At 44.8% G+C, this 24370-nt stretch carries 25 protein-coding genes; 6 read left to right on the top strand and 19 right to left on the bottom strand.

Going from position 1 to position 24370, the window contains the following annotated elements:
• The first annotated feature begins 232 nt into the window (after positions 1-232).
• Positions 233-1540: an outer membrane channel protein TolC gene (gene tolC, locus L5M51_RS20700; RefSeq protein WP_105251469.1), complete on the top strand. Its 1308-nt coding sequence runs from the start codon at positions 233-235 to the stop codon at positions 1538-1540.
• A gap of 76 nt (positions 1541-1616) precedes the next feature.
• Here the strand turns inward: tolC and L5M51_RS20695 are convergent, their stop codons facing one another.
• The 3 genes from L5M51_RS20695 to L5M51_RS20685 are packed head-to-tail and all read right to left on the bottom strand — an operon-like array spanning position 1617 to position 3819.
• Positions 1617-2354 (bottom strand): TIGR04219 family outer membrane beta-barrel protein, encoded by a 738-nt coding sequence (locus L5M51_RS20695; protein ID WP_263146718.1) that lies wholly within the window; start codon positions 2352-2354, stop codon positions 1617-1619.
• Positions 2355-2356: 2 nt separating this feature from the next.
• The gene (locus L5M51_RS20690) at positions 2357-3325 is read right to left on the bottom strand and encodes a DUF2333 family protein (protein WP_105251468.1); all 969 of its coding nucleotides are present in this window, start codon (positions 3323-3325) and stop codon (positions 2357-2359) included.
• Positions 3326-3336: 11 nt separating this feature from the next.
• Entirely contained in the window at positions 3337-3819 is a 483-nt protein-coding gene (locus tag L5M51_RS20685) for a copper chaperone PCu(A)C (RefSeq protein WP_028761867.1), read from the bottom strand.
• Between the two features lie 33 nt (positions 3820-3852).
• On the opposite strand from L5M51_RS20685, the gene L5M51_RS20680 reads away from it, so the two are divergent.
• On the top strand, positions 3853-4590 hold the full coding sequence (locus L5M51_RS20680) for an enoyl-CoA hydratase (protein ID WP_263146715.1): 738 nt from the start codon (positions 3853-3855) through the stop codon (positions 4588-4590).
• A 131-nt stretch (positions 4591-4721) separates the two neighbouring features.
• Here the strand turns inward: L5M51_RS20680 and L5M51_RS20675 are convergent, their stop codons facing one another.
• The 3 genes from L5M51_RS20675 to dusA all read right to left on the bottom strand — a co-directional run bounded on the left by L5M51_RS20675 (position 4722) and on the right by dusA (position 6593).
• Positions 4722-4922: a PspC domain-containing protein gene (locus tag L5M51_RS20675; RefSeq protein WP_113941528.1), complete on the bottom strand. Its 201-nt coding sequence runs from the start codon at positions 4920-4922 to the stop codon at positions 4722-4724.
• A 151-nt stretch (positions 4923-5073) separates the two neighbouring features.
• Positions 5074-5364, bottom strand: a complete 291-nt coding sequence (locus L5M51_RS20670; RefSeq protein ID WP_263146713.1) for a hypothetical protein — start codon at positions 5362-5364, stop codon at positions 5074-5076.
• A 209-nt stretch (positions 5365-5573) separates the two neighbouring features.
• A complete protein-coding gene (gene dusA / locus L5M51_RS20665) occupies positions 5574-6593 on the bottom strand; it encodes a tRNA dihydrouridine(20/20a) synthase DusA (RefSeq protein ID WP_263146710.1) in 1020 nt (339 codons plus the stop codon).
• 733 nt (positions 6594-7326) lie between these two features.
• Here dusA and L5M51_RS20660 point away from each other — a divergent pair.
• Positions 7327-7791 (top strand): chemotaxis protein CheX, encoded by a 465-nt coding sequence (locus L5M51_RS20660; protein WP_105251417.1) that lies wholly within the window; start codon positions 7327-7329, stop codon positions 7789-7791.
• 424 nt (positions 7792-8215) lie between these two features.
• Here L5M51_RS20660 and alr read toward each other — a convergent pair whose 3' ends face one another.
• Both alr and dnaB read right to left on the bottom strand, forming a co-directional pair.
• Positions 8216-9292, bottom strand: a complete 1077-nt coding sequence (alr, locus tag L5M51_RS20655; protein ID WP_219250590.1) for an alanine racemase — start codon at positions 9290-9292, stop codon at positions 8216-8218.
• 102 nt (positions 9293-9394) lie between these two features.
• On the bottom strand, positions 9395-10801 hold the full coding sequence (dnaB, locus tag L5M51_RS20650; RefSeq protein ID WP_105251415.1) for a replicative DNA helicase: 1407 nt from the start codon (positions 10799-10801) through the stop codon (positions 9395-9397).
• A 125-nt stretch (positions 10802-10926) separates the two neighbouring features.
• On the opposite strand from dnaB, the gene L5M51_RS20645 reads away from it, so the two are divergent.
• Positions 10927-13125: a S46 family peptidase gene (locus L5M51_RS20645; RefSeq protein ID WP_263174401.1), complete on the top strand. Its 2199-nt coding sequence runs from the start codon at positions 10927-10929 to the stop codon at positions 13123-13125.
• A gap of 254 nt (positions 13126-13379) precedes the next feature.
• Here L5M51_RS20645 and rplI read toward each other — a convergent pair whose 3' ends face one another.
• The 4 genes from rplI to rpsF are packed head-to-tail and all read right to left on the bottom strand — an operon-like array spanning position 13380 to position 14818.
• Positions 13380-13832 (bottom strand): 50S ribosomal protein L9, encoded by a 453-nt coding sequence (gene rplI, locus L5M51_RS20640; protein ID WP_113939970.1) that lies wholly within the window; start codon positions 13830-13832, stop codon positions 13380-13382.
• Positions 13833-13868: 36 nt separating this feature from the next.
• Positions 13869-14096, bottom strand: coding sequence for a 30S ribosomal protein S18 (rpsR, locus tag L5M51_RS20635; protein ID WP_006083042.1), 228 nt, complete (start codon positions 14094-14096; stop codon positions 13869-13871).
• Positions 14097-14108: 12 nt separating this feature from the next.
• Positions 14109-14414 (bottom strand): primosomal replication protein N, encoded by a 306-nt coding sequence (gene priB, locus L5M51_RS20630; protein ID WP_105251411.1) that lies wholly within the window; start codon positions 14412-14414, stop codon positions 14109-14111.
• A gap of 8 nt (positions 14415-14422) precedes the next feature.
• Positions 14423-14818 carry a 30S ribosomal protein S6 gene (gene rpsF / locus L5M51_RS20625; protein WP_105251410.1) on the bottom strand — a complete coding sequence of 132 codons (396 nt, stop codon included), beginning with the start codon at positions 14816-14818 and terminating at the stop codon, positions 14423-14425.
• A gap of 213 nt (positions 14819-15031) precedes the next feature.
• Between rpsF and L5M51_RS20620 the strand changes: the two genes are divergently transcribed.
• Positions 15032-15775, top strand: a complete 744-nt coding sequence (locus L5M51_RS20620) for a YdiY family protein (protein WP_263174398.1) — start codon at positions 15032-15034, stop codon at positions 15773-15775.
• A 242-nt stretch (positions 15776-16017) separates the two neighbouring features.
• A complete protein-coding gene (locus L5M51_RS20615; protein ID WP_263174396.1) occupies positions 16018-17460 on the top strand; it encodes an MFS transporter in 1443 nt (480 codons plus the stop codon).
• A gap of 127 nt (positions 17461-17587) precedes the next feature.
• On the opposite strand, the gene rlmB is transcribed toward L5M51_RS20615, so the two are convergent.
• The 7 genes from rlmB to rplM all read right to left on the bottom strand — a co-directional run bounded on the left by rlmB (position 17588) and on the right by rplM (position 24104).
• A complete protein-coding gene (gene rlmB, locus L5M51_RS20610) occupies positions 17588-18328 on the bottom strand; it encodes a 23S rRNA (guanosine(2251)-2'-O)-methyltransferase RlmB (protein ID WP_263164665.1) in 741 nt (246 codons plus the stop codon).
• Complete coding sequence (gene rnr / locus L5M51_RS20605) at positions 18329-20752, bottom strand: ribonuclease R (protein WP_173497176.1); 2424 nt, start codon at positions 20750-20752, stop codon at positions 18329-18331.
• A 39-nt stretch (positions 20753-20791) separates the two neighbouring features.
• The gene (gene motX, locus L5M51_RS20600) at positions 20792-21448 is read right to left on the bottom strand and encodes a flagellar protein MotX (protein WP_105251405.1); all 657 of its coding nucleotides are present in this window, start codon (positions 21446-21448) and stop codon (positions 20792-20794) included.
• Positions 21449-21573: 125 nt separating this feature from the next.
• Positions 21574-22869: an adenylosuccinate synthase gene (locus tag L5M51_RS20595; protein WP_028759421.1), complete on the bottom strand. Its 1296-nt coding sequence runs from the start codon at positions 22867-22869 to the stop codon at positions 21574-21576.
• A gap of 72 nt (positions 22870-22941) precedes the next feature.
• Positions 22942-23130, bottom strand: coding sequence for a DUF2065 domain-containing protein (locus L5M51_RS20590; protein ID WP_263174392.1), 189 nt, complete (start codon positions 23128-23130; stop codon positions 22942-22944).
• A gap of 138 nt (positions 23131-23268) precedes the next feature.
• Positions 23269-23661 carry a 30S ribosomal protein S9 gene (gene rpsI / locus L5M51_RS20585; protein ID WP_006083052.1) on the bottom strand — a complete coding sequence of 131 codons (393 nt, stop codon included), beginning with the start codon at positions 23659-23661 and terminating at the stop codon, positions 23269-23271.
• A gap of 14 nt (positions 23662-23675) precedes the next feature.
• Positions 23676-24104 (bottom strand): 50S ribosomal protein L13, encoded by a 429-nt coding sequence (gene rplM, locus L5M51_RS20580; RefSeq protein WP_105251403.1) that lies wholly within the window; start codon positions 24102-24104, stop codon positions 23676-23678.
• Positions 24105-24370: the final 266 nt, after the last annotated feature.

Genomic DNA, 24370 nt, shown 5'->3' with positions numbered 1-24370 from the left:
AAAGTTAAATTTGCGCCTATAATCAAGGCAATTTGAGCACATTTTTAAAATAAAATCTGTTACACTTCGAATTTGACTTGAAAGTGTCAGAGTTCTTAGACTCTAGGTCATTAAGTTTTAGCTGTATCGGGAAGCGTCGGGAAGCGCAAACCGCCTTGGTAAAGGCATTACTTAGTCTAAACGAAGTTAAAATATTCCTCCGTGGGGGGATTTTGTCTAATAAGGACAGCAAATGAAATTTAAGATCCATAATTTATGCGCAGCATTAACACTTGCGGCTTCCGCTTCAGCGGTGCAAGCAGATGATTTGTTGCAAATTTATCAGCAAGCACTGACCAGCGACCCGCTCGTATTGCAAGCCCAAGCCCAGCGTAATGGTTTGTTTGAGAAAATCGAGCAAAACCGCGCTCCGCTGTTGCCAACCATTAGTGCAAACGTCGGTTATGACAAAGCTTGGAATGATCCGAAGGATGATGCAAGTGGTCTAGTCGGTAGCCTGAAATTAAATCAAGTCATCTATGATCACAGTGCTTGGGTTGGTTTAAGTCTTGCTGAGAAAGCCGCTTCTCAAGCTGATTCCGCTTATGCTTCAGCATTACAAAACTTGATTACTCGTATCACTAAAGCCTATTTCGATGTATTAACGGCGAAAGACAACTACGAGTTCCAAGGTGCAGAAAAACGCGCAATCGAGCGTCAACTTGAACAAACTAAACAACGTTTCGCAGTGGGTTTAACCGCGATTACCGATGTGCATGAAGCTCAAGCGCAATATGACTTAGCCTCAGCCACTGAAATTTTAGCCGAAAACACGCTCGCCAATAGTTATGAAGCCTTACGTGAAATCACCGGCATCGATCACAAGACGATTAATGTGTTAGATACCAACCGTTTCTCAGCAGTTACGCCAGCGCCAACGTCATCTAGCGAATGGTTAAAAATTGCTGAAACCAATAGTGTTGATTTAATGACTCAACGTATTGGTAAAGATATTGCCCAAGAGACCATTAAGCTTTATCAAGCAGGCCACATGCCGTCTTTAAGCTTAAATGCTGGTTACAACAAAGGTCTTGAGCAAAAAATGGGTAATCTCAACGAACCTGATTTTGATAATGTCAGCGTTGGTGTCAACTTAAGCATTCCGATTTTCGAAGGTTTTAAAGTCAGCTCACAAGTTAATGAAGCACAATTCCAGTATGTTGAAGCAAGTGAAAAGCTTGAGCAAATTTACCGTGGTGTAGTGAAAAACGTTCGTAATAACTACAACAACGTAGGTGCTTCTATCAGCTCAATCAAAGCTTATGAGCAATCGGTTATTTCATCAGAAAGTGCCCTAAAAGCCACTCAAGCGGGTTTCGAAGTGGGTACTCGTACTATCGTTGATGTTTTGAACCGTACCCGTGACTTGTACGACTCAAAACGTAAATTATCCGATGCGCGCTATAGCTACATCAACTCAGTTGTTGCACTAAAGCAAGCTGCGGGTACATTGAATGAAGATGATGTTATCGCCATCAATAATGGCTTGATTGCACAGTAACAACGCTCTCAGTCATTAAATATAAAAAACCGCCATTTGGCGGTTTTTTTATGCTTAGAAGTTAAAATCAACAAAATTAGAAGTTGATTTCAACACCCGCAAAATAACCTTTAAATTTAGTATCAGCACTCACACCCGAGAAATTACTCACATCGAATAAAAATTCACGGTAGCCTACACGTACACGCGTATCGACGGCCAAACCATCAAATTGCCAACCTAAACCAATTGCATAGTCGTGCACGCTTGACTCATTGACGCCCTGCATCAAATCAGCAAAACCGTACAAGCCTAAGCCAGGCATACCTACATGCGTACTGGCGTAACCCATCACAATACCGCTATCGACATCTTTCTCTTCTGGATGGCCAGGATCTTGAACACGCAGTGAACCATTCATTAACTTGTATGCTGCACCGAGATCCAACGACACTATGTCGTTGTCCAATATTTCGTAGTACAGCACGAAGTCTGTGTTACTCAAATCAGTATAAGCAGTAACATTACCTTTAAAATCATGACCATTGAAGTTGAAATCAGCATCCGACATGCCGCCTTTCTGATCTAAGCTATTTTCACGGATTTTAATGTTAGGGACAAATGGCAATGGGTGCTCAACTGCAATCCAATAACTGCCTTGAGCAGATGAACTGTAATCAAATGTTTGTTGTGGTTGACCTTTATCAGCAAAAGTACCGCTAGTATCGGCGCGCCAGTAATCACCACCAATAGTAAAACCAACCACAGTTGCCGCTTGGGCAGATGAGGTCATACAGAATCCTAATACCGCACTGGCGAGGAGAGTTTTTTTCATAATTAACCTTGAGATAGCAAGTTCGTTAAATCAATCACCGCGGCATTCGCACGCGACACATAGTTAGCCATAACCAATGAATGATTAGCGACTAAGCCAAAACCGCTGCCATTCAGCACAACAGGGCTCCAGACAGTTTGCTGAGTCGCCTCCAGCTCACGAATGATCTGTCTTAGGCTTACTTCAGCATTTTTCTTCTTCAATACGTCAGCAAAGTCAACTTCAACTGCGCGCATAAAGTTCAACAACGCCCATGAAGCACCACGGCTCTCATAGAAGACATCATCAATTTTCCACCAACTGGTTTTTACCTGATGGCTGGTCAAATTTGGGGTTGATTGACGCGCCGAATTGTCACCAGCTAGATCTGTATTTAAGCGCTCTTGGCCAACGCTGGCAGATAAACGCTGCGACATACTGCCCAGACGTTTCTGCACTTCTTTCAACCATTCATTAAGGTTGTCAGCACGGGCATAAAACTGTGCATCTTGATTATTTGGGTCCATCATGCGGGCACGATAAAGCTTCAGCAATTTGATTGCATCGCGATATTCGCTTTCGGCACTGGGTACTAACCAGCTAGTGTGGTCAATATTGAGCTTAGATTGGGCTTCGCCTAAATCTTTGTCCGCCGCAGATTGTGACTGTGAACGGCTAAACTCTTTACGCATAATCAAGGCTAAATCACGGGCTTGCTCCAAAGCACCATATTCAAATGCGGGCATGTTATCCATGAAGATGGAAGGTGGCATCACATCGTTTGATAACCAACCACCTTGCTTATCGAGTAAATTTTCGACTGTGAGGATTAGCGATGTAGTGGTAGCGTACCCAACAATATTCTTATTGGATGCTGTTAATTGTTGAGGGCTAATCGGATCCGGTTCGATACTCCACCATACACTCACGCCATAACCGATTAATACTAAAAATAAACCGACCCCGGTAACTTTTTTCCATGTAATTTGCATCAAGCGACTCCTTAATGATGGTGATGATGCTCTTGCTCTGCGGCGTTTTCTGCTGCTTTACTAACAGGCAGGGTAATTGCCATTTTCTCGCCACCGTCAAACTCTAATTGCAGTTCAACTTGTTGCTCTAACACCAATGGCGCTTTTAAGCCAAGCAACATGACGTGATCCCCTGACGGCGTTAACGTTAATGTGCCATGGGAGGGGATGTCAAAACCTTCAACATGGCGCATCTTCACCATGCCTTGGTCTTCGATAATCGTGTGTAATTGGGCATCCTTTGCCACAGTCGTACTGACACCGATAAGACGAATCGCTTTATCTGTGTGGTTTTCAAGCGTAAAGTAAGCGGCAGTATTTGGTACTGTCTCAGGCATGGCGCGTATATGACCTTCAGTCATGACTACGTTCGCCAACGCTGAAAATGATGCACAAGATAAAACTAGACAATTAAACAGCTGTTTGAATATTGGTTTCAATGTCTTAAACTCCATGTCTACCCAATGTCGTCGTAAAGGAAACAACCCATGAGTCATATACAGGTTCAGGATGATCAGGGCGTGCGTATTATTAGCTTTAATCGCCCTGATAAACGCAATGCACTTGATCTTAATATGTATAAACAACTGACAGAATACCTGATCGAAGGTGAAGCAGACAACGACATTCGTGCCTTTATGCTCCATGGCCAAGATAATTGTTTCACCTCAGGCAATGATGTTGCTGACTTTTTGAAAAATAGTGACTTAGGGCCAAATCATCCCGCAGTACGTTTCTTATTTTGTCTACTCGAACTCAAAAAACCTCTGGTAGCTGCCGTTTCTGGTGCCGCCGTCGGTATAGGTACAACCGTACTGCTACATTGCGATCTGGTATACGCTGACAACACGGCGAAATTTCAACTTCCCTTCGTCAACTTGGCTCTCGTGCCGGAAGCCGGGGCTAGCCTACTCTTACCAGAACTCATTGGTTATCAAAAAGCGGCTGAGTTACTGCTACTTGGTGAAAGTTTTAATGCCGAGACGGCCCATAGACTCAATATGATCAACGAAATTGTGGCCCATGAAGATTTACTCAGTTATGCATTATCTCAGGCAAAAAAATTGGCCAATCAACCGCCACAAGCACTACAAATCACACGTCAATTAATGCGCCCGCATAAAAATCGTGTACAGCACCAAATGCACCAAGAACTTGAACAATTTAGCGCTAGGCTAAAAAGTGAAGAAGCCAAAAGCAGATTTCAGGCTTTTTTGAAAAAGTAGCCTGCAAGGCAGTATGCACATACATGTCGCATGAGGGTCAAAGTGCCCTCTTGTTGATAGGTTTAATTGCAACATTTTAAATCAAAACAAGCCATTTATGAGCTCATCGAACGCCAGCCATCACTGCATGCTTAGGCTGGTTTTTTCCATTGATCAACTAACAGTGCTAAAACAAAGTAAATCAACAAACTCACACCCGGCATAAATACAACTGCACCAGCCCACACCGCACGAGTCCAAAAACAAGACCAATCAAATTTCCACGCCATGCCTGCAGCAACACCACACACTAACCGCTCTGGACTCTCCATACGCACTTTTAATCGTTTCATCTAAAACCTCGGCTCAGTTGATCGCTAACTTATTTATCACTAACACTATGCCACTGAAACCAGCAAATAATGCCTGAAAACAACGCAAGACTAATTACAGGTAACAGTAGCAATGTCATCAAAGGTGCTACAAACCACATAAGCAGATCCTTTACTTAGCGCTATATTCATCGGCACTTGCCGATTCACCTTTATTTTCAGCGTTTAAGCTAAGTTGACTGTTGAAGTCATAAATACTTTCAGCCAGTTGTGTTTGCAATGACATCACAAATTCACGCTTTACACTGACGAACAATTCCTGTGTCTGCGCAGTTAATGTTTGCTCAATAGTTCCCACAACATCTGATATTGGTGCGGCTTCTGCGTGTGCTGCAACGCTACCGACTAACGCGCCTAATAACACACTCATTTGTACTGATTTTTTAATGGTTAACGTAAACATGATGGCATCCCTTTCGATTAATTAACTTGACGAAAGGAGTATTACAAACTGCGTGCCAACTTATAAAAATATTCTTAAGATTATGATTTTAATCATTTTAAAAAATTTTATGTGGACAAGATGAGATATAGGGATGGATTGGAAAATAACAAGTGGTGAAAAATACTACTCAAATTAGTAAATTTCACCATCTTTTAAGTTGAGTGGAATTACTCTACAACTTCAGCCTGAATATTCTGAAAAGCCTGCATTACCACTTCTATCCCAGCGCCGTTTTTATGGGCATTTTCGCTCAAATAACGACGCCACGCACGGGCACCCGGTAAGCCTTGGAATAACCCGATCATATGGCGAGTAATATGATTAAGTCGCCCACCAGACTGCAAATGCGCTTCAATATAAGGCAACATAGCCTCAATCACAGCCTCGCGGCTAATCACTGCTTTTTGACTGCCACACAATATTTGATCCACCTGCGCCAGAATATAAGGATTCTGATAAGCCTCGCGCCCCATCATTACTCCATCGAGCTGCACTAAATGCATTTGTGCTTGCTCGAGAGTTGTTACGCCGCCATTAATACCAATATTAAGTGCAGGATAATCACGCTTAAGTTGATACACACGCTCATAATCGAGCGGCGGGATCTCGCGATTCTCTTTTGGGCTTAATCCTTGAAGCCACGCCTTACGCGCATGGATAGTAAAATCCGTACACCCTTTTGCACTGACCACATCAATAAACTGGGTTAAAAACGCATAACTATCTTGTTCATCAATTCCGATACGCGTTTTCACAGTCACAGGAATATCAACGACTTGTTTCATGGCGTCAACACACTCAGCCACTAACTCAGGTTCCGCCATCAGACACGCGCCAAAGCGACCATTCTGCACTCGATCGGAAGGACAACCCACATTGAGGTTAACTTCATCGTAGCCTCGCTCAGCAGCGAGTTTAGCGCAACGAGCCAAATCTAAGGGATTAGAGCCACCTAACTGCAACGCCAAAGGATGTTCTTCTTGGTTATACGCCAAGTAATCACCGCGACCATGCAATATCGCTCCTGTTGTCACCATCTCCGTATATAACAAAGCATTAGCCGACATCAAACGTGCAAAATAACGATAATGACGGTCCGTCAAGTCCAACATGGGCGCAATGGAAAAGGTCCTAACGATTGGAATAGCTGATATAACAGGGTTTTTACTCATTTTAGATTGAATCATCACGCTCACATTTTAAGCTGTTTTTACACATTTGTGCATTTGTCTAATTGCCGGGCATCCTGTGAGGTATCCCAAATTATAAGATTGAGCGCTCAAGATGGTGTTCCCAGTAATTGACCTGAAAACACGTACTGAACAACACACTACAAATGCGTCGTTAGGGTGAAGCAAAAAGTGAGACAGTTTACAGCGAACATCGTACTTTTACAAAGTCAGCTAAGACACTCAAGGCCAAGACGCCTTTTTGATAGCACTCCACAATGCCGAAAATAGCCATATAAAATGGGATTACGTAAGACGCGATGGGATAGAGAGTTGAGTAGCAACGCCTTCTCACAAGTTCAAGTACTAATAAAAGTCGAGTTACTCCATAAAAAGGCTAAAAACTTTGCAGCATCGGCACTCATGAGCCACTATGAATGGGGCTAATGCAGCCCATTTTTGTATATATGAGACGTAAAACAACGCTATTTGACGATAAGCGTCTTCCAAGCAAACTTATGAACCATCATACAAAACTGTCTAAACAATAAAGGACACGGTTATATGGAGCTTTAACTGCCTATAACTCAGATAAATGATAAGAATATCTTTAAATTAGCCTCACATTTATAGCTGTCTCATCTAAGCTGATAGAGTGTGATCAAGATTGCTGTCGATAAGCAACTTTTCTAATAGCCTTAAGCAATGCCATTACTCCATGGTTTAGGCTCAAAAGAGGACAAACTTAGGCATGAACGTTAATTTTATTAATCCTTTCCTCCAATCTTTGCTCAATGTCATATCTACGATGGCGAGCATGGATTTGACGCCGGGCAAACCCCAAATCAAAGTAGATAACTTAGCTAAGGGTGATGTGTCCGGTCTAATCGGTCTTGTAGGACCCCAAACAAAAGGATCACTGTCGATTACCTTCGAACAAAAGCTTGTTTTGCAGATAATGCAGAATATGCTGGGCGAAAACCCGGGTAAAATTAACGAGGAAGTGACTGACTTAGTAGGCGAAATTACGAATATGGTGACTGGTGGCGCAAAAAATCTTTTGGGTCAAAAAGGCTATGAATTTGAAATGGCCACTCCTATGGTCGTATCAGGAAAAGGCCATACTATTTCCCATAAAGCTAATGGCACTAAGATTATCATGCCATTTACAAGCCCGCATGGTACTGCTTATATTGAAATATGTTTTGAAAACTAACAGCTAAAATGCATCAAGCCAGTCAGCTCAAAATACATTAACTATCCTGTCGCTCTGGATCTTATGTTTCATTCGCTTATTTAAAGCCAGATAACAAAGATCAGAACGGCTGGTTTACCGTAACCTGAATTGAGGTATTTTTATCGTCTATTTTGCCGCCTAACACCAGTTCAGCATAGCTTCATCCTCAGGTCCAAAACATATTGCGTCGCCAACTGTGAACTGCAAACCACTATTTTGCTTATCTCAGTCCTACAGGTTCGACATTTCTCCCGCTAACAAATAACTATAATTCATAGTGTTATTTGCAGTAACCATTCGTGTAGTGGCAATTATTCATCCTGACACTTTACATAAAAGAAAACGGTGTTTAATCACCGTTTTCTTGCTAAAAAGTGTCCCAGAATACTTCCATTTGTCAGGGTTAAGCTAAGCAAACAGCAACCCTTGGCGTAAGCTTAGTGACTAATTCGTAAGCGATAGTGCCAATATGTTCAGCGACTTCCTCCACGGGTAATGCCTTACCCCACAGCAATGCACTATCCCCAACTTTATCTTGTGCCCCTTGGCCTAAGTCAACAGTCAACATGTCCATAGAAACACGGCCGACTATGGGTACGCGGCGACCATTGACCCACACGGGTGTGCCTTCCGGTGCATTGCGAGGATAACCATCACCATAACCAATCGCCACTACGCCTAAACGAGTATCTTGCTTCGCGGTCCAGAAACAACCATAGCCCACTGGCTGATTGGCTTTATGATCCCGTACCGCAATCAACTGTGATACCAATTCCATCGCAGGAACTAGCCCGTGATTCGCACCGCAATCACCAGTAACAGGAGATACACCATAGAGTGCGATACCAGGACGGATCCAATCGCCTTGGCTCTGAGGCCAATACAAGGCACCAGCAGAGTTTGCTAAGGTTCTAAATCCGGGCAAGCCTGCCGTTAACGTATTAAAAGCCGCCATCTGTACTGAGGTATAGGTGTTTTCAGGCTCGTCCGCACAGGCAAAATGTGTCATCAAATGGATCGGTTTTGCCACATTGGGACAGGCCATTAACCTTGCGTAAACCGTTGAAAATTGTTCGGGCGTAAAACCTAAACGATGCATGCCTGAATCCACTTTAAGCCAGACAGTGACAGGTTTTGACAACACAGTTTGCTCTAACATTTCAAGCTGAGAGCTGTGGTGCACTACAGTGTCGATATCATGCCCGACGAGTAACGGAAGATCGGTGGCACGGAAAAAACCTTCTAGTAATAACAAACGCGCTGTCACGCCGCCCGCTCGTAATTCTAAGGCCTCATCCAATCGTGCTAGGCCAAAGCCATCGGCATTGACTAAACAATTAGCGACATTCAATAATCCATGACCATAACCGTTCGCTTTAACGACGGCCATCACACGACTCGCTGGTGCCTGTTGACGCAACGCAGCGAGATTGGTTTGCAGTGCACTACTGCTAATTTCTGCACGGGGAAAAGGGTTCAAAATTTACCTTGTTTACTCAGGAAATAAAAAGTCACGGATATAAAAAATACATCAATACAGCTCATCTTCTGCAAACGCAAACTGACTGTTTTTAAACGTCAATTAATCTTCTTCAAACTGCGGCCCTGCATAATTATCGAAACGCGAAAATTGCCCTTGGAAAGTGAGTCGCACCCGACCAATGGGGCCGTTACGTTGCTTACCAATGATTATTTCTGCCGTGCCTTTATCTTGAGAATCGTTGTTATACACTTCATCGCGATAAATAAACATGATGAGATCCGCATCTTGCTCGATAGCGCCTGATTCACGTAAATCCGAGTTAACAGGACGTTTATCGGCCCTTTGTTCGAGCGAGCGGTTAAGCTGCGACAGGGCAATAATCGGGATTTCCAACTCTTTGGCTAATGCTTTCAGCGAGCGTGAAATTTCAGAAATTTCTAAGGTACGGTTATCTTTTAAGGCGGGCACCTGCATTAACTGCAGGTAATCTATCATGATCATAGATAAACCACCGTACTCACGGGCGATACGACGCGCGCGGCTGCGAACTTCTGTCGGGGTTAATCCCGAACCATCATCAATATACATTTTACCTTGTTCGAGCATGATACCCATGGTCGATGAAACCCGCGCCCAATCCTCGTCATCGAGTTGACCAGTACGGATCTTAGTTTGATCGACGCGGCCCAAGGAGGCCAGCATACGCATCATAATCTGTTCTGACGGCATCTCGAGACTGAAAATAAGTACGGGTTTATCTTCATTCATTGCGGCCTGTTCGCACAAGTTCATCGCAAAGGTGGTTTTACCCATAGAAGGACGCGCAGCAACGATAATCAAGTCGCCAGACTGGAAACCAGCGGTCATCTTATCCAAATCGTTAAAGCCGCTCGAAACTCCAGTCACACCGTTATGGGGGTTGTTATAAAGCTGCTCAATCTTATCGACGGTTTTTTCCAGAATGGTTTTAATGCCTTCGGGACCTTCATTAGCATTGGTTCGCATCTCGGCGATCTTAAATACTTTACTCTCAGCCAGGTCGAGTAATTCACCCGAGTCCCGACCTTCTGGGTTATAGCCCGCATCGGCAATCTCATGCGCGACGCGGATCATGTCACGAACGACTGCACGCTCACGGACGATTTCAGCGTAAGATAAAATATTACCCGCACTTGGGGTATTTTTCGCAATCTCACCTAAATAGGCAAAACCACCGGCATCTTCTAATTGATTTTCAACTTCGAGCTGTTCAGAAACCGTGATCAAATCGATCGGTTGCCCTAAATCAACCAATCTGTGCATGGCAGAGAAGATCATCTTATGTGAGCGAGAGTAAAAATCCTCTTTTACGACAGCCTCAGCGACCCTGTCCCACGCTTCGGCATCTAACATCAAGCCGCCTAATACCGATTGTTCAGCCTCAATTGAATGCGGTGGCAGCTTGAGTCCATCAAGCTGCAAATCTCTTGGCTTACTTTTAGGCTTAAAAGCACCTTGTTGTGACATTAACGCTCCCGATTTCCAACAACTTAACAAAATATGATATAAAACCCGCGTCAAGCAAACAGGATGTTTACACTCGCCTGTTATTTCATTCCAACGGACACTCTAACAATCAATAAGGAAAGAACATGCGTATTGCATTGGTTGCGGCCTTAGTACTGACATCCGGCATAGCAACTGCCGACGAAGGACAATGGCAACCTTATCAAATGCCTTCAATTGCAGACAAACTCAGTGAACGCGGAATCGATATTCCTGCAGAAAAACTGGCCGATCTGACAAGTTATCCAATGAACGCTGTGGTTGGGCTGGGCTATTGTACCGCCAGTTTTGTCTCCCCCCAAGGGCTAGTTGTGACAAACCACCATTGTGCCTACAAGGCGATACAATATAACACTAAGCAAGAGCATAACTACCTAGAACAAGGCTTTTTAGCAACATCGATGGACAAGGAACCCTCTGCCGGTCCTAACGAACGTTTATACATCACAGAAGCAGTGACCAATGTCACCGCGCAAATCAATAAAGACCTCAGCCAAGACCCGCTAAGTCGTTACGAAGATATCCAAAATCACAGTAAAGCGCTCATCAAAAGCTGTGAAGCCGATGCTAACTATCGTTGTAATGTGCGCAGTTTCCATAACGGCTTAGAATACTACTTAATCAAGCAATTGATGATCCGCGATGTGCGCTTAGTCTACGCACCACCTGAAAGTGTTGGGGGCTATGGTGGCGATATTGATAACTATGAATATCCACGCCATTCGGGTGATTTTGCCTTCCTACGAGCTTACGTGGGTAAAGATGGCAAACCCGCCGCTTATAGCGACGATAATATTCCTTACCAGCCAAATAGTTACCTTAAGGTCAATGCCGATGGCGTAAAAGCCGGTGACGGTGTGTTTGTGGCGGGTTACCCAGGCACGACTAGTCGTTACAACCTGACCAGTGAACTTAAATTTGCCAGTGATTGGTTGTACCAAACCCAAGCTAAGCGCTATCAATTACAGATTGATACTATCGAGGCTATGGGACAAAAAGATGCCGATATCGCCATTAAGTACGCAGGTAATATGGCCTCAATGGCCAACCGGATGAAGAAACTCAACGGCCTATTAGCGGGTTTTAAAGCAACGGATATCATTGGGATTAAGCAAAGCCGTGAAGATAATTTTTTAGCTTGGCTTAAACAAAACCCTAAGCTAAATCAAAATCTCATTGCTGAGTTAGAAGTGTTACTCGCCGAGCAACAACAAGCATTCCAAAGTAATTACTACTTTACCAATGCCCAATCGAGCACATTGTTAACCGCAGCAAACAGCCTCTACCGTCTTGCTAAAGAAAAACAAAAGCCCGATGCCGAGCGTGAGCAAGGCTACCAAGAACGTGATATTGCTATGTTAAGCTCACGTCTTAAACGTATCGATTCAAGTTTTGATGTCACTGTTGATAAGACTTTGTGGCTACAGGATTTAAATGCTTACCTTAGCCAATCAAATCGCGTAGCAGCACTCGATGAAATGCTAAGTGTGAACACTAAAGATGCCGATCTCGCAGCTAAACTCGATGGTTTGTACTCACTCACTACGCTCACAGACCAAGCTAAGCGCCTTGCGTGGATGAATGCCGATGCTAGCGCTTTCGAAACCAGTGCAGATCCCTTTATTCGTTTAGCCGTAGCACTTTACGACACGAATATGGCACAGGAAAAGTCAGAAAAAATCTTAAACGGCAAGCTGTCTAGTGCTCGCCCTGATTATATGGCGGCCGTGATCGAATACTACAAAGCAAACAACTGGCCAGTCTACCCTGACGCCAACGGTACGCTACGGATCAGCTATGGCATGGTTGATGGTTATCAATCACGTGATGCGCTCTATAAACAGCCGTTTACTCGTCTTGATGGCATAGCCGCAAAACACACAGGCGTTGAGCCCTATAATGCGCCGAAAAAACTCCTCGATGCGATTAGCGAACAACGTTTTGGCGATCATCTGGTGAAGTCGGTTTATCAAGATCCCCGCGGCTGGATTTGCAGACTCTTCTCTTGTTTAGATAAACCAGAGGAATTTAACTCAGTACCGGTTAATTTCTTATCCAGCGTGGACACCACAGGTGGTAACTCCGGTTCACCAGTCTTCAACGGAAAAGGTGAGTTAGTGGGCCTTAACTTCGACTCAACCTATGAAGCTATCACTAAAGATTGGTTCTTCAACCCAACCATCACCCGCGCGGTGCACGTGGATATCCGTTATATCCTATGGATGATGGATGAAGTGGATCATGCCGATAACTTAATCCAAGAATTGGATTTAGTGAGAAATTAATACCTTGAGCTAAATCCGTTGCTCTAAACAAAAAGCCGCTCACTGTTATGCAGTAAGCGGCTTTTATTTGGGCTCGTATTTTAGCAGCGAATACACTTTGGGATGATGAGATTGAATGAGTAGGCGCGTATCACCTATTGCTTAAATCCATCGCAGAGCCGATATCAAAACCTAAATACACTCAAATCCTAAATTTCAGCCATAAAAAAACACCGCCGAAGCGGTGTTTCTCTTAAGATTAAAGCAAGGAGTAATTAAGCTTCTGCAACGATAGAAACTTTAACAACAGCTTTAACTTCAGTGTGTAACTGAACTTCAACTTCGAAGTCGCCAGTAGTACGCAGAGCGCCTAATGGTAAACGAACTTCTGATTTAGCCAGCTCAACACCAGCAGCAGTCACTGCATCAGCGATGTCACGGTTGCCAACTGAACCAAACAGTTTGCCTTCATCACCCGCTTTAGAAGCAATAACAACAGCTTCCAGTGCAGTGATTTTCTCAGCACGTAGGTTAGCAGCAGCTAATTCAGCAGCTAATTTAGCTTCTAATTCAGCGCGACGAGCTTCAAATACTTTAACGTTGCTTTCGTTAGCAACAACAGCTTTACCTTGTGGCAAAAGGTAGTTACGAGCGTAACCAGCTTTAACAGTAACTTGGTCACCCAAGTTGCCTAGGTTAGCGATTTTATCAAGCAGAATAACGTTCATTATCAAATCCTCTATATTCGATTAGGAATACTGCAATTACTGATGTAAATCAGTGTATGGCAGTAGAGAAAGATAACGAGCACGCTTGATAGCGCGAGCTAGTTGGCGCTGATATTTAGCACTAGTACCAGTGATACGGCTAGGAACAATCTTGCCGCTTTCAGTGATGTAGTTCTTTAAAGTAACGATATCTTTGTAATCAATTTCTGCAACACCTTCAGCGGTGAAACGGCAGAACTTGCGACGACGGAAATAACGTGCCATGTTGACAGTCTCCTAAGTTTTCAATTCGACATTTTCGGCATGGATGACTAAGCGGTTCTGACCATTACGCCCCTGTTGAAGCGTCATAAAGCCTTGCACTTGTACTTCCACACCTGCTTTCAGATCTTCTGCGACGCTTTCAAAGCGTGGGCCACTCAATATCACTTGAATTTGTACGTAGACGTTGCGGAGCATTTCGGCTTCATAACGCTGCGATTTGTGTTCCAACATAATTACACTATGTGCAATACCTGCTGGGCTTTTAAAGCGTCTTGAACGAGTTATCGTTCCTGACAACACCAAGTTATTGGTGGTCACAGATTACCTTACTCAGCGATTTCTTCAGCGTGAGCTTCATCATATGAGCGTTCGCCAGCTGGGCCACGACGTGAATCGCGCTCATCTCTAGCTCTAGCCATTGGAGATGCTTCAGTAACGGCAACTTTAGTACGCATTACCATGTTACGCAGAACTGCGTCGTTGAAACGGAAAGCTGTTTCTAGCTCTTCGATCGTCTCTGCTTTAGCTTCAACGTTCATCAGAACGTAGTGAGCTTTATGCAGGTCAAGGATTGGGTAAGCCAGTTGACGACGGCCCCAATCTTCTAAACGGTGGATTGTGCCGTTAGCTTCGGTGATAACACCTGTGTAACGCTCAATCATACCTGGTACTTGTTCACTTTGATCTGGGTGAACCATAAATACGATTTCGTAATGACGCATTTATTGCTCCTTACGGTTATGTAGCCTCGGTATTGGCTCAGTCAGACCAAATGGAGGCAAGGAACGAAAAATAGTGACTGATTTGAGCGCGAGATAGTACAGAAAGCAAGCCAGAAACTCAAGCAATAACTTTGCCTCGCCAATCAATACAGGTATGATGGCGGTTCGCCTACATTCGGACGTCTGAAATCAGCTAACCAAGAATAAAACATAATGCTAAAAGTTATTGCGCCAATCAGTTTTTTTTTCCTTTCATTTCCAGCGCTTGCGCTTGTTCCACCTGATTATCAGGAACCGCCCAGCGATTTTACCGCGGAAATCGAAGCTGGCTTGCAACTGAACACAGGCAATACCGAATCCAGCAGTTTTAATGGTCGAACCCAACTGATTTACGATACAAAGCAAACCAAGCAAGAAGCCACACTAAAAGCCTATTTTGCCTCAGAAAAAAGTCAAACAACCTCCGAAAAATATGAGCTACAGTTACAATCGAACTATAAACTGACTAAGGGTTATGTCTTCGGACGTGGTGATTTTACTTGGGATCAATTCGGTAGTTACACGCAAATATCAACGCTTTCGAGTGGTTACGGTTTCAATGCTATCAGTAGTTATAAAACAAAACTCAGTCTCGAGTTCGGCCCAGGTTATCGATATAACTTACCTGCAGAGTCGGTAACCATTCCCAACCCTGATGCCGAAAAAGATGTCATTCTTCGTACCGCTGCCAAATTCTCTCAAAAACTACAGGAATACAGCAGTCTCAATGCCGATCTCACCGCGGAAGTGGGCGAGAACAACAACACCCTCACCTTAGATATGAACTATAAAAATCTGGTGTTCCAAGATTGGGCATTTAAGATCGGTATGAACATCAAATACACTGAAGTGGTACCAGAAGGAAGCCAACCCATGGATACCATCACCACCTTCAACTTGCTTTACACTTTTAGATAACTCCTTTTAAAAAATACGAAGAAATACATAGACTAACATGACGCTAATAGCCTACTCGGCTGGCGTCTATGTGAATGCTTCACAAGCATCCCCTTGAGTTGTTCCGACATAATTCAGTGATTTTTTGAGCAGAAATGCGCAATTAATCAAGATTTACCAACAATTTGCAACACAACATAAACACTAACCCCTGATATACTCACTCCTCATTATCAATCTAGTTTGTGTTTTCGGAGTTGTATATGACTAATCCGCTGCGCACTTTCGCCTCTTTATATAGCACCACGTTATTAATGGTATTAGCCGGCGGCTTGCTTACCACCTATCTTGGGCTCAGGCTCTCAGTGATGAATGTGCCACAAATATGGATTGGCGGCATGATGTCGGCCTACTATGTTGGCCTAGTGGCAGGCTCTAAGATTGGTCATCGACTTATCGCTCAAGTGGGTCATATCCGCGCCTTTGTCGCCAGTGCTGGCATAGTCGCTGCATCGGCATTAGGCCATGCACTCGTGGATGAACTAGCGGTTTGGCTGCTCCTCAGACTCGTGGTCGGCATGGGGATGATGTGCCAATACATGGTGTTAGAAAGTTGGCTTAACGAACAAGCTGAAAGTAATCAAAGGGGCACAGTGTTTGCGAGTTATATGATCGTATCTTACTTCGGCTTAATCTTGGGCCAAGGTGCGATCAGTATTTTCCCCGAATTAGGACTAGAGCCACTACTGCTTATCGCAATTTGTTTCTCACTCTGTATCGTACCGATTTCACTCACGCGTCGTCTTCACCCTGCGCCCTTAGTCCCTGCCCCACTCAAAATTGCCTATTACTGGAAAAAAGCACCACAAGCACTCACGACAATCGCGATTGGTAGCATGATAGTGGGTTCGTTTTATGGTCTCGCTCCCGCCTACGCCAGTAACTTAGGTTTACCGCCTGAAAAAGTCGCCACATATATGACGGCAACGATTTTAGCGGGATTACTAGCACAGTGGCCAATGGGAAAATTGTCCGACATTATGTCCCGCAGTCGCCTTATCCGTATCAACTGCATATTGCTCGGTATCTTAGCCTTAGCTATCGCCTTAACCCCTTATCATCCGGTGATTTCACTGGTGATGACCTTTCTATTTGGTATTTTAGGTTTCACTTTTTATCCGCTCGCCACAGCGCTTGCCAACTCACGAGTCGAACAGAATGAGCGAGTCGGCTTATCCGCCACCATTTTATTAACCTTCGGCTTAGGGGCCAGTATCGGTCCGCTTATCGCATCGACATTAATGCAATGGTTTGGCAATAACATGTTATATGGCTTTATGTCAGCCTGTACCTTAATACTCTTTGTGCGTTTACGTTATGTACATTCACAGCAAAAAGTCGAAACCAATGTCACCCAAGACTACATAATGGCGACGGGCGACTTAGTCTCGTCACCACTGGCGGCAGCGTTGGACCCACGGGTTGATGTTGAATCAATTCAAGAGCATATGACGCCCAGCGCTAACTTAGATGAATCGGAGCATGATTTAGGGGCCGATGGCGTCGATGACGATATTATCGATGATAATGACAGTGATGAGGAACAACTCGCCTTTAGTTTCGATATTGAGCAAGTAGAGCCTGAAGCCGCTCAAATAGATGAAACTGATAGCAATCAGGTTAACCTAGACAAAGCGATGACGTAAAAAAGGCCAATAAAAAACGGATTAACTTTATATCGTTAATCCGCCTTTTTATTACGACCAGTTGTTACTGCAGGTTGTTGCTTCAAGCCTGATACTGCATATGTGAGATCAGGCAAACGTGAGCATATTAGCTACGACGCTGACGCACTGCTTCAAATAAGCAAATACCCGTTGCAACCGATACGTTCAAGCTAGACACACTACCGGCCATAGGGATAGAGATCAGTGAATCGCAAGACTCACGGCTTAAACGGCGTAAGCCTTTATCTTCAGCGCCCATAGCAATCGCCAATGGCCCTTTAAGATCCGCTTGATAAAGCTCGCAATCAGCCTCGCCCGCCGTACCCACAATCCACACACCTTTATCCTGTAGATGGCGCATCGTGCGCGCAAGATTAGTGACTTGGAATAAAGGGACGGTTTCTGCCGCGCCACATGCCACTTTACTCACAGTCGCAGTTAAGCCAACTGAATTGTCTTTAGGCACGATAATACCTTGTACGCCAGCCGCATCGGCATTACGTAGGCAAGCGCCTAAGTTATGGGGATCCGTCACACCATCCAAGATCAACAGGAATGCTTGCTCAGTGTTAGCAAGCAGCACATCTAAATCTTGCTCATTCAATACTTTCGCCGCTTTAACGCGCGCGACTATGCCTTGATGTTGGCTGCTTTCCGCTTTGTCATCTAAGGCTTTACGAGAAGCGACTTGAATCGTCGTGCCAAAGGCTTTGGCCTGATCGGCCAGCACAGTTAAGCGCTCATCGTCACGACCTTGTAACAGCCACAACTCAATAATGCGCTCAGGGCTGTGTTTTAACAGGGCTTCAACTGCGTGGATCCCAAAAATAATATCTTGTTTTTTCATTTATTTCTTTCTCGTGCTCCGCTTAGCGGCTTTTGGCTTTTTAGCCGGATCTTTTACTGCTGCTTTTTTAGCTTTAGTGCCAGCTTTGGCCTTAGGTTTAGTTTTGCCTGTTTCAGCCTTGGCGCTAGATGCCGCGGTTTTGCCTGCTTTACCTTGCTTAGCGCCTTCACGATTAACGCGCTCACGGGCTGTCATCGGCTTATCACGGCTGGCAGATGCTTTACGCTTACCACCTTTGCCGTCATCACCCAGCATAACCAAATCAATCTGTCTGTCATCTAAGTTGACTGCAGCGACCTTAACCGTCACAGGATCGCCGACTTGATAAACTTGACCTGTGTGCTCACCGATAAGACGTTGACGCATAGGATCGAATTGGTAGTAATCGCTACCAAGACTTGAGATATGCACTAAGCCATCGATAAACAGTTCATTTAAGCGCACAAACAAACCAAAACTGGTCACTGAGGCAATCACAGCTTCAAAGGTATCGCCGACGTGATCTTGCATAAACTCGCACTTGAGCCAATCGCTAACATCGCGAGTCGCTTCATCGGCACGACGTTCTGTGGTCGAACACTCTTCGCCTAATTGGTCGAGCTCATCGAGCTGATAGTGATAGCCACCATCCTGCGTCCACTTCTCAGTGGCTTCGCCTCTTTCCTTCGCCAGTAAATAACGGATCACACGATGTAACACTAAATCCGGATAGCGGCGAATGGGCGAGGTAAAATGCGCATATTCTTCTAAAGCCAAACCGAAGTGACCTTCGTTATCCGGAGTGTAAATTGCCTGACGCATAGAGCGCAGTAACATCACTTGGATAAGTTCAGCATCAGGGCGGTCGGCAATTTGCAACATCACATTCTGATAATCTGACGGCGTTGGCTCAAGTCCGCCAGGCATAGTCAAACCACGCTCAGCAAGGAACTCTTTAAAGTTCGCCAATTTTTGCTCGGATGGCGCTTCATGCACACGATACAAGACTTCGCCTTTGTGTTTCTTCACAAACTTAGCTGCAGAAACGTTGGCTAAAATCATACATTCTTCAATGATTTTATGGGCTTGATTACGGCCACGCGGCACGATTTTATCAATCTTGCGCTGCTCATTGAAAATGAACTGCGTTTCCATGGTTTCAAACGCAATCGCACCACGCTCGGCTCTTTGCTCATCGAGCGCTAAATACAATGACTGTAAACACTGCAAATGCGGGAACAAAGCCTCATGCTCAGGCGCAATGGGGCCGCCTTCTAACATTGCTGCCACTTGGGTATAAGTGAAACGGGCATGGGAATACATCACAGCCGGATAAAACTTATAACCTGATAACTTACCTTTAGCAGATACGGTCATCTCGGCGACCATACATAAACGGTCGACGTGGGGATTAAGCGAACATAGGCCGTTAGAGATTTTCTCCGGCAGCATAGGGATCACTTGCGATGGGAAATACACAGAGTTACCACGGGCACGCGCTTCGGTATCCAAGGCAGAATCGGTACGCACATAATAACTGACGTCGGCAATCGCAACCCATAAACGCCAGCCACCACCGGCTTTTTTCTCCGCGTACACGGCATCGTCAAAATCGCGGGCGTCTTCACCGTCGATAGTAACTAATGGCAGATGACGTAAATCCACACGACCGACTTTATCGGCGTCGGTTACTTCATCGGGAATACGGCGTAGTTTCTTCTCAATCACAGGTGACCAAGTATGGGGTAAATCATAATTACGCAGGGCAATTTCGATTTCCATCCCCGGCGCCATTTGCTTACCGAGCACTTCAGTCACTTTACCCGCAGCCTTAACAAAACGGCCAGGGCGACGCGTTAATTCAACCACAACCACATCGCCTTGGCGGGCGCCGTTGCGATCTTCATTCGCGACTAAAATTTCTTGGGTAATACGCTTATCATCGGCAATGACAAATGCCATACCGCTATCGACATGATAACGGCCAACAATCGCGGCACTTCGCGGCTGGATCAGACGAACCAAACGCGCTTCGCGACGGCCACGACGATCTGTGCCCGCTTTTTGCGCCAGCACTTTATCACCGTGGAAATACATCAGCATGTCGCGGTTCGAAATAAATAAGTCATCACCGCCTTCATCGGGTTTGAAAAAGCCGAAGCCTTCTCTGTGTCCGAGCACAGTGCCGGGGATCAGATCCATTTTCTCGGGTAAGCCATAGCTTTGCCCACGAGTGAACACCAGTTCGCCATCGCGTTCCATCGCACGTAGGCGACGGCGCAAGGCCTCAAGTTGTTCTTCCTCTTGGATGTTTAACGCCGCGGCAATGCTGTCACGAGTGATAGGTGATTTTTGAGAACGTAAGTAATCGAGAATATACTCACGGCTTGGGATAGGGTTTTCGTACTTATCCTGTTCACGCTCAAAATGAGGGTCTTTGATCATTCAATATCCAAATAATGTGTCTCTAGATTAAGAGACCACTTAACGGGTTCGCAACTGTTCTTGCTGGGCCCGCGCCACTGCACTGGGGGGCATTTTAGCTGCTAACACCTGCAGTAAAGACAAGGCTTTTTTCTTAGTCGCCTCGTCCGCAAATACATCGTTATATAACCAGTGATAGGCCATCTCGTAATCCCTAGGACTACCATAACCTTCACCAAATAAACGAACTAACATCATACGAGCAGATAAACTGCCACTTGCAGCCGCAGGCAGTAAATAATGCACTGCTCTGTCTTTATTGCGGATGACAAATTTCCCACTCTGATAATACTCGGCAAGCTTTAACATCGCTTCTGAGCTACCTTGTTCGGCCGAGTCACGTAACAAAGCAATACCCTTTACAGGGTTAGCCTTCACACACGTTCCATGATTGAGCATTTCGCCCCAAAGAAATTGATATAAAGGCTGTTTTAAGACTTGGGCTCGCGCCTCAATGTCTTGGACTAACTGGCAATCATCACGTTTCACTTTCGCTAAGTATTGATTGCTACGGATCAAATCAAGCAATTGATCTTGACTATAAATATCCACCGCCTGCGTTTCAGCAAAGCACATTGAAGATACTAAAGGCAGTAGCGCAACGAGTGCTGTACGTAGCATAACGACTCTCAATGACAGTAGGATGAATACTTGCATCGGCAGTATAACCTATTTCTTGAGCTTGAGCTGATTTCTTGAGCTAAACATCTAACCGCAGAATGAAACAGAGAAAGGCATAAAGAAGCAGAGAAAAAGGCCGTGAAACACGGCCTTAACAGATCTTAATTGAACGGATTAACCAAAATCATGGTTTCGTTACGATCAGGACCCGTAGAGATAATGTCGATAGGTGTTTCTAATAACTCTTCAAGACGCTTGATATAATTGATCGCTGCTTGAGGCAGTTGCTCAATTGATGTCGCGCCAAAAGTCGACTCGCTCCAACCCGGCATAGTTTCATAAACCGGCGTAACCAGTTCATAACCTTCAGCGGCCAGCGGAGTGACTTTAGAGATAGTGCCATCAGGATTCTGATAACCGACACAAATCTTCACTTCTTTCAGACCATCAAGTACATCTAACTTAGTCAAGCAGAAGCCGCTAACACTGTTGATTTGAACTGCGCGGCGCATTGCTACAGCATCCAACCAACCTGGACGACGCTTACGACCCGTTGTTGCACCAAACTCATGACCTTTAGTACCTAAATGATCGCCGACTTCACATAATAGTTCAGTTGGGAATGGACCTGCACCTACGCGAGTGGTGTAAGCCTTCATGATACCTAAGACATAGTCTAAGTGACGCGGACCAAAACCTGAACCCGTCGCAACACCACCGGCAGTGGTATTTGAAGAGGTTACAAATGGATATGTTCCGTGGTCGATGTCGAGTAATGTACCTTGAGCGCCTTCGAACAGAATTGGCTCACCGGCTTTACGCGCAGTATCCAACAGTTCAGTCACATCAACACACATGCTCTTCAGATAATCGGCCATAGCCAACGCATCTGCTAGCGTTTGTTCGTAATCAACCGCTTCGACTTGGTAATACTCTGTCAGCATAAAGTTATGATATTTCATAACTTCTTTCAGCTTTTCGGCAAACAGTTCAGCATTGAACAGGTCGCCTACTCGCAGACCGCGACGGGAGATTTTGTCTTCATACGCAGGTCCAATACCACGGCCAGTTGTACCAATAGCTTTATTACCGCGCGCTTTTTCACGGGCGATATCTAGGGCACAATGGAAAGGTAGGATCAACGGACACGCTTCAGAGATCAACAGACGTTCCTCAACAGGAACTCCACGATCTTTCAGCATGTTGATCTCTTTCATCAGGGCGTCAGGTGCAAGCACCACACCGTTGCCAATAATGCATTTCACATTATCGCGCAGGATACCCGATGGGATCAGATGAAGAACGGTTTTTTCACCGTCGATAACCAAGGTATGACCAGCATTGTGGCCGCCTTGATAACGAACTACATATTTTGCCTGTTCTGTTAGAAGGTCGACAATCTTACCTTTTCCTTCGTCACCCCATTGGGTGCCGAGAACAACTACGTTTTTGCCCATTATTTGCTGCAAGGTTGCGGTTAAAAAAGAATTTTAACAGATCTTAGTTAATAAGGGCAAGCAGGCTATTTTTTACGCAAAAACAACCCAGATAACGACTCCAGCCGTGACTAATGCCCCACCAAGTCGCTGGATAACTTGCTGATTTTGATGGGAGAGTTCATTTAAATAACGACGCCATTTATTTGGGAATAATAATGGCCCGAGGCCTTCCAAAACCAACACAAGTGCCACTGCTAGCATAAAAATCTGAAAAGTCATGCTTACCTCAAACTCACTCGCTTAATATAAATTTATTGTATATCAGCATACTCCAACCAAAGAGTTTTCTTATACCGTCAATTTTTAGCCAATAAAAAACCCAGCATAGGCTGGGTTTTTTGATATTCCAAAAACGAATTAACGCTTAGAGAATTGTGGCTTACGACGTGCTTTACGTAGACCCACTTTCTTACGCTCAACTTTACGAGCGTCACGGGTAACGAAACCAGCAGAACGAAGTGATGGACGCAGTGCTTCATCTAATTGCATCAGAGCACGGGTAATACCGTGACGGATTGCGCCTGCTTGGCCAGTGATACCACCGCCTTTAACAGTTACATAGATGTCCAGCTTGTCAGTCATTTCAACTAACTCTAAAGGTTGACGAACAACCATACGAGCAGTTTCACGACCAAAATACTGATCCAAAGGACGTTGATTTACAACGATGTTGCCACTACCTGCTTTAGCGAAAACGCGAGCTGTAGAGGTTTTGCGACGGCCAGTGCCGTAGTACTGAGTTGCAGCCATTTGCTTAATCCCGTTTAGATATCAAGAACTTGAGGTTGTTGTGCAGTGTGGTTATGTTCTGCGCCAGCGTAAACTTTCAGTTTACGGAACATGGCACGGCCCAGAGGACCTTTTGGTAACATACCCTTAACTGCTTTCTCGATGATCATTTCTGGCTTTTGCGCTTGCAGCTTTTCAAAGCTGATTTGCTTAATGCCACCAGGGAAGCCTGAATGCGAGTAGTACGTTTTGCCTTTCGCTTTGTTACCAGTAACAGTCACTTTTTCAGCATTAACAACGATGATGTAATCACCGGTATCAACGTGTGGAGTGTATTCTGGCTTATGCTTACCGCGTAAACGGACAGCGATTTCAGTAGCGATACGACCTAAAGTTTTGCCGTCTGCGTCGACGACGAACCAGTCACGAGTTACAGTTTCTGGTGTAGCAGTAAAAGTCTTCATTATTACAAAAACCCAAAGTTAATTTTCTGTCTCACATGCTGTCTGCATTTGCAAACAACACAAAATTGCCTTTTAGTACCCCTTCGAGCACCGACTTCGGCTTACAACTTCCGCCCAATTGGCGGAGTAACGTGGGCAGGTGGCGGAGTATAGACAAAGCTGAGTTAAAAATCACCTGATATTTTGATAAAAATTATAAAATATCGACCAATCGGACTTGTCATCCTAAGGATTAACAAGCCTCTGGTGATTTAAGGCTGCAGCTA

Source organism: Shewanella sp. SM73, assembly GCF_025653795.1.
In the GTDB taxonomy this organism is placed as follows: Bacteria; Pseudomonadota; Gammaproteobacteria; order Enterobacterales; family Shewanellaceae; genus Shewanella; species Shewanella oncorhynchi.
Note: the sequence above shows the minus strand (reverse complement) of the source record. Positions and strands in the feature narration are given on the sequence as shown.

What these genes read in the sequence shown, in the direction of transcription:
- tolC (WP_105251469.1), top strand. Translation starts at nt 233, where the DNA reads ATGAAATTTAAGATCCATAATTTATGCGCAGCATTAACACTTGCGGCT.
- L5M51_RS20695 (WP_263146718.1), bottom strand. Translation starts at nt 2,354, where the DNA reads ATGAAAAAAACTCTCCTCGCCAGTGCGGTATTAGGATTCTGTATGACC.
- L5M51_RS20690 (WP_105251468.1), bottom strand. Translation starts at nt 3,325, where the DNA reads ATGCAAATTACATGGAAAAAAGTTACCGGGGTCGGTTTATTTTTAGTA.
- L5M51_RS20685 (WP_028761867.1), bottom strand. Translation starts at nt 3,819, where the DNA reads ATGGAGTTTAAGACATTGAAACCAATATTCAAACAGCTGTTTAATTGT.
- L5M51_RS20680 (WP_263146715.1), top strand. Translation starts at nt 3,853, where the DNA reads ATGAGTCATATACAGGTTCAGGATGATCAGGGCGTGCGTATTATTAGC.
- L5M51_RS20675 (WP_113941528.1), bottom strand. Translation starts at nt 4,922, where the DNA reads ATGAAACGATTAAAAGTGCGTATGGAGAGTCCAGAGCGGTTAGTGTGT.
- L5M51_RS20670 (WP_263146713.1), bottom strand. Translation starts at nt 5,364, where the DNA reads ATGTTTACGTTAACCATTAAAAAATCAGTACAAATGAGTGTGTTATTA.
- dusA (WP_263146710.1), bottom strand. Translation starts at nt 6,593, where the DNA reads ATGATTCAATCTAAAATGAGTAAAAACCCTGTTATATCAGCTATTCCA.
- L5M51_RS20660 (WP_105251417.1), top strand. Translation starts at nt 7,327, where the DNA reads ATGAACGTTAATTTTATTAATCCTTTCCTCCAATCTTTGCTCAATGTC.
- dnaB (WP_105251415.1), bottom strand. Translation starts at nt 10,801, where the DNA reads ATGTCACAACAAGGTGCTTTTAAGCCTAAAAGTAAGCCAAGAGATTTG.
- L5M51_RS20645 (WP_263174401.1), top strand. Translation starts at nt 10,927, where the DNA reads ATGCGTATTGCATTGGTTGCGGCCTTAGTACTGACATCCGGCATAGCA.
- rplI (WP_113939970.1), bottom strand. Translation starts at nt 13,832, where the DNA reads ATGAACGTTATTCTGCTTGATAAAATCGCTAACCTAGGCAACTTGGGT.
- rpsR (WP_006083042.1), bottom strand. Translation starts at nt 14,096, where the DNA reads ATGGCACGTTATTTCCGTCGTCGCAAGTTCTGCCGTTTCACCGCTGAA.
- rpsF (WP_105251410.1), bottom strand. Translation starts at nt 14,818, where the DNA reads ATGCGTCATTACGAAATCGTATTTATGGTTCACCCAGATCAAAGTGAA.
- L5M51_RS20620 (WP_263174398.1), top strand. Translation starts at nt 15,032, where the DNA reads ATGCTAAAAGTTATTGCGCCAATCAGTTTTTTTTTCCTTTCATTTCCA.
- L5M51_RS20615 (WP_263174396.1), top strand. Translation starts at nt 16,018, where the DNA reads ATGACTAATCCGCTGCGCACTTTCGCCTCTTTATATAGCACCACGTTA.
- rlmB (WP_263164665.1), bottom strand. Translation starts at nt 18,328, where the DNA reads ATGAAAAAACAAGATATTATTTTTGGGATCCACGCAGTTGAAGCCCTG.
- rnr (WP_173497176.1), bottom strand. Translation starts at nt 20,752, where the DNA reads ATGATCAAAGACCCTCATTTTGAGCGTGAACAGGATAAGTACGAAAAC.
- motX (WP_105251405.1), bottom strand. Translation starts at nt 21,448, where the DNA reads ATGCAAGTATTCATCCTACTGTCATTGAGAGTCGTTATGCTACGTACA.
- L5M51_RS20595 (WP_028759421.1), bottom strand. Translation starts at nt 22,869, where the DNA reads ATGGGCAAAAACGTAGTTGTTCTCGGCACCCAATGGGGTGACGAAGGA.
- L5M51_RS20590 (WP_263174392.1), bottom strand. Translation starts at nt 23,130, where the DNA reads ATGACTTTTCAGATTTTTATGCTAGCAGTGGCACTTGTGTTGGTTTTG.
- rpsI (WP_006083052.1), bottom strand. Translation starts at nt 23,661, where the DNA reads ATGGCTGCAACTCAGTACTACGGCACTGGCCGTCGCAAAACCTCTACA.
- rplM (WP_105251403.1), bottom strand. Translation starts at nt 24,104, where the DNA reads ATGAAGACTTTTACTGCTACACCAGAAACTGTAACTCGTGACTGGTTC.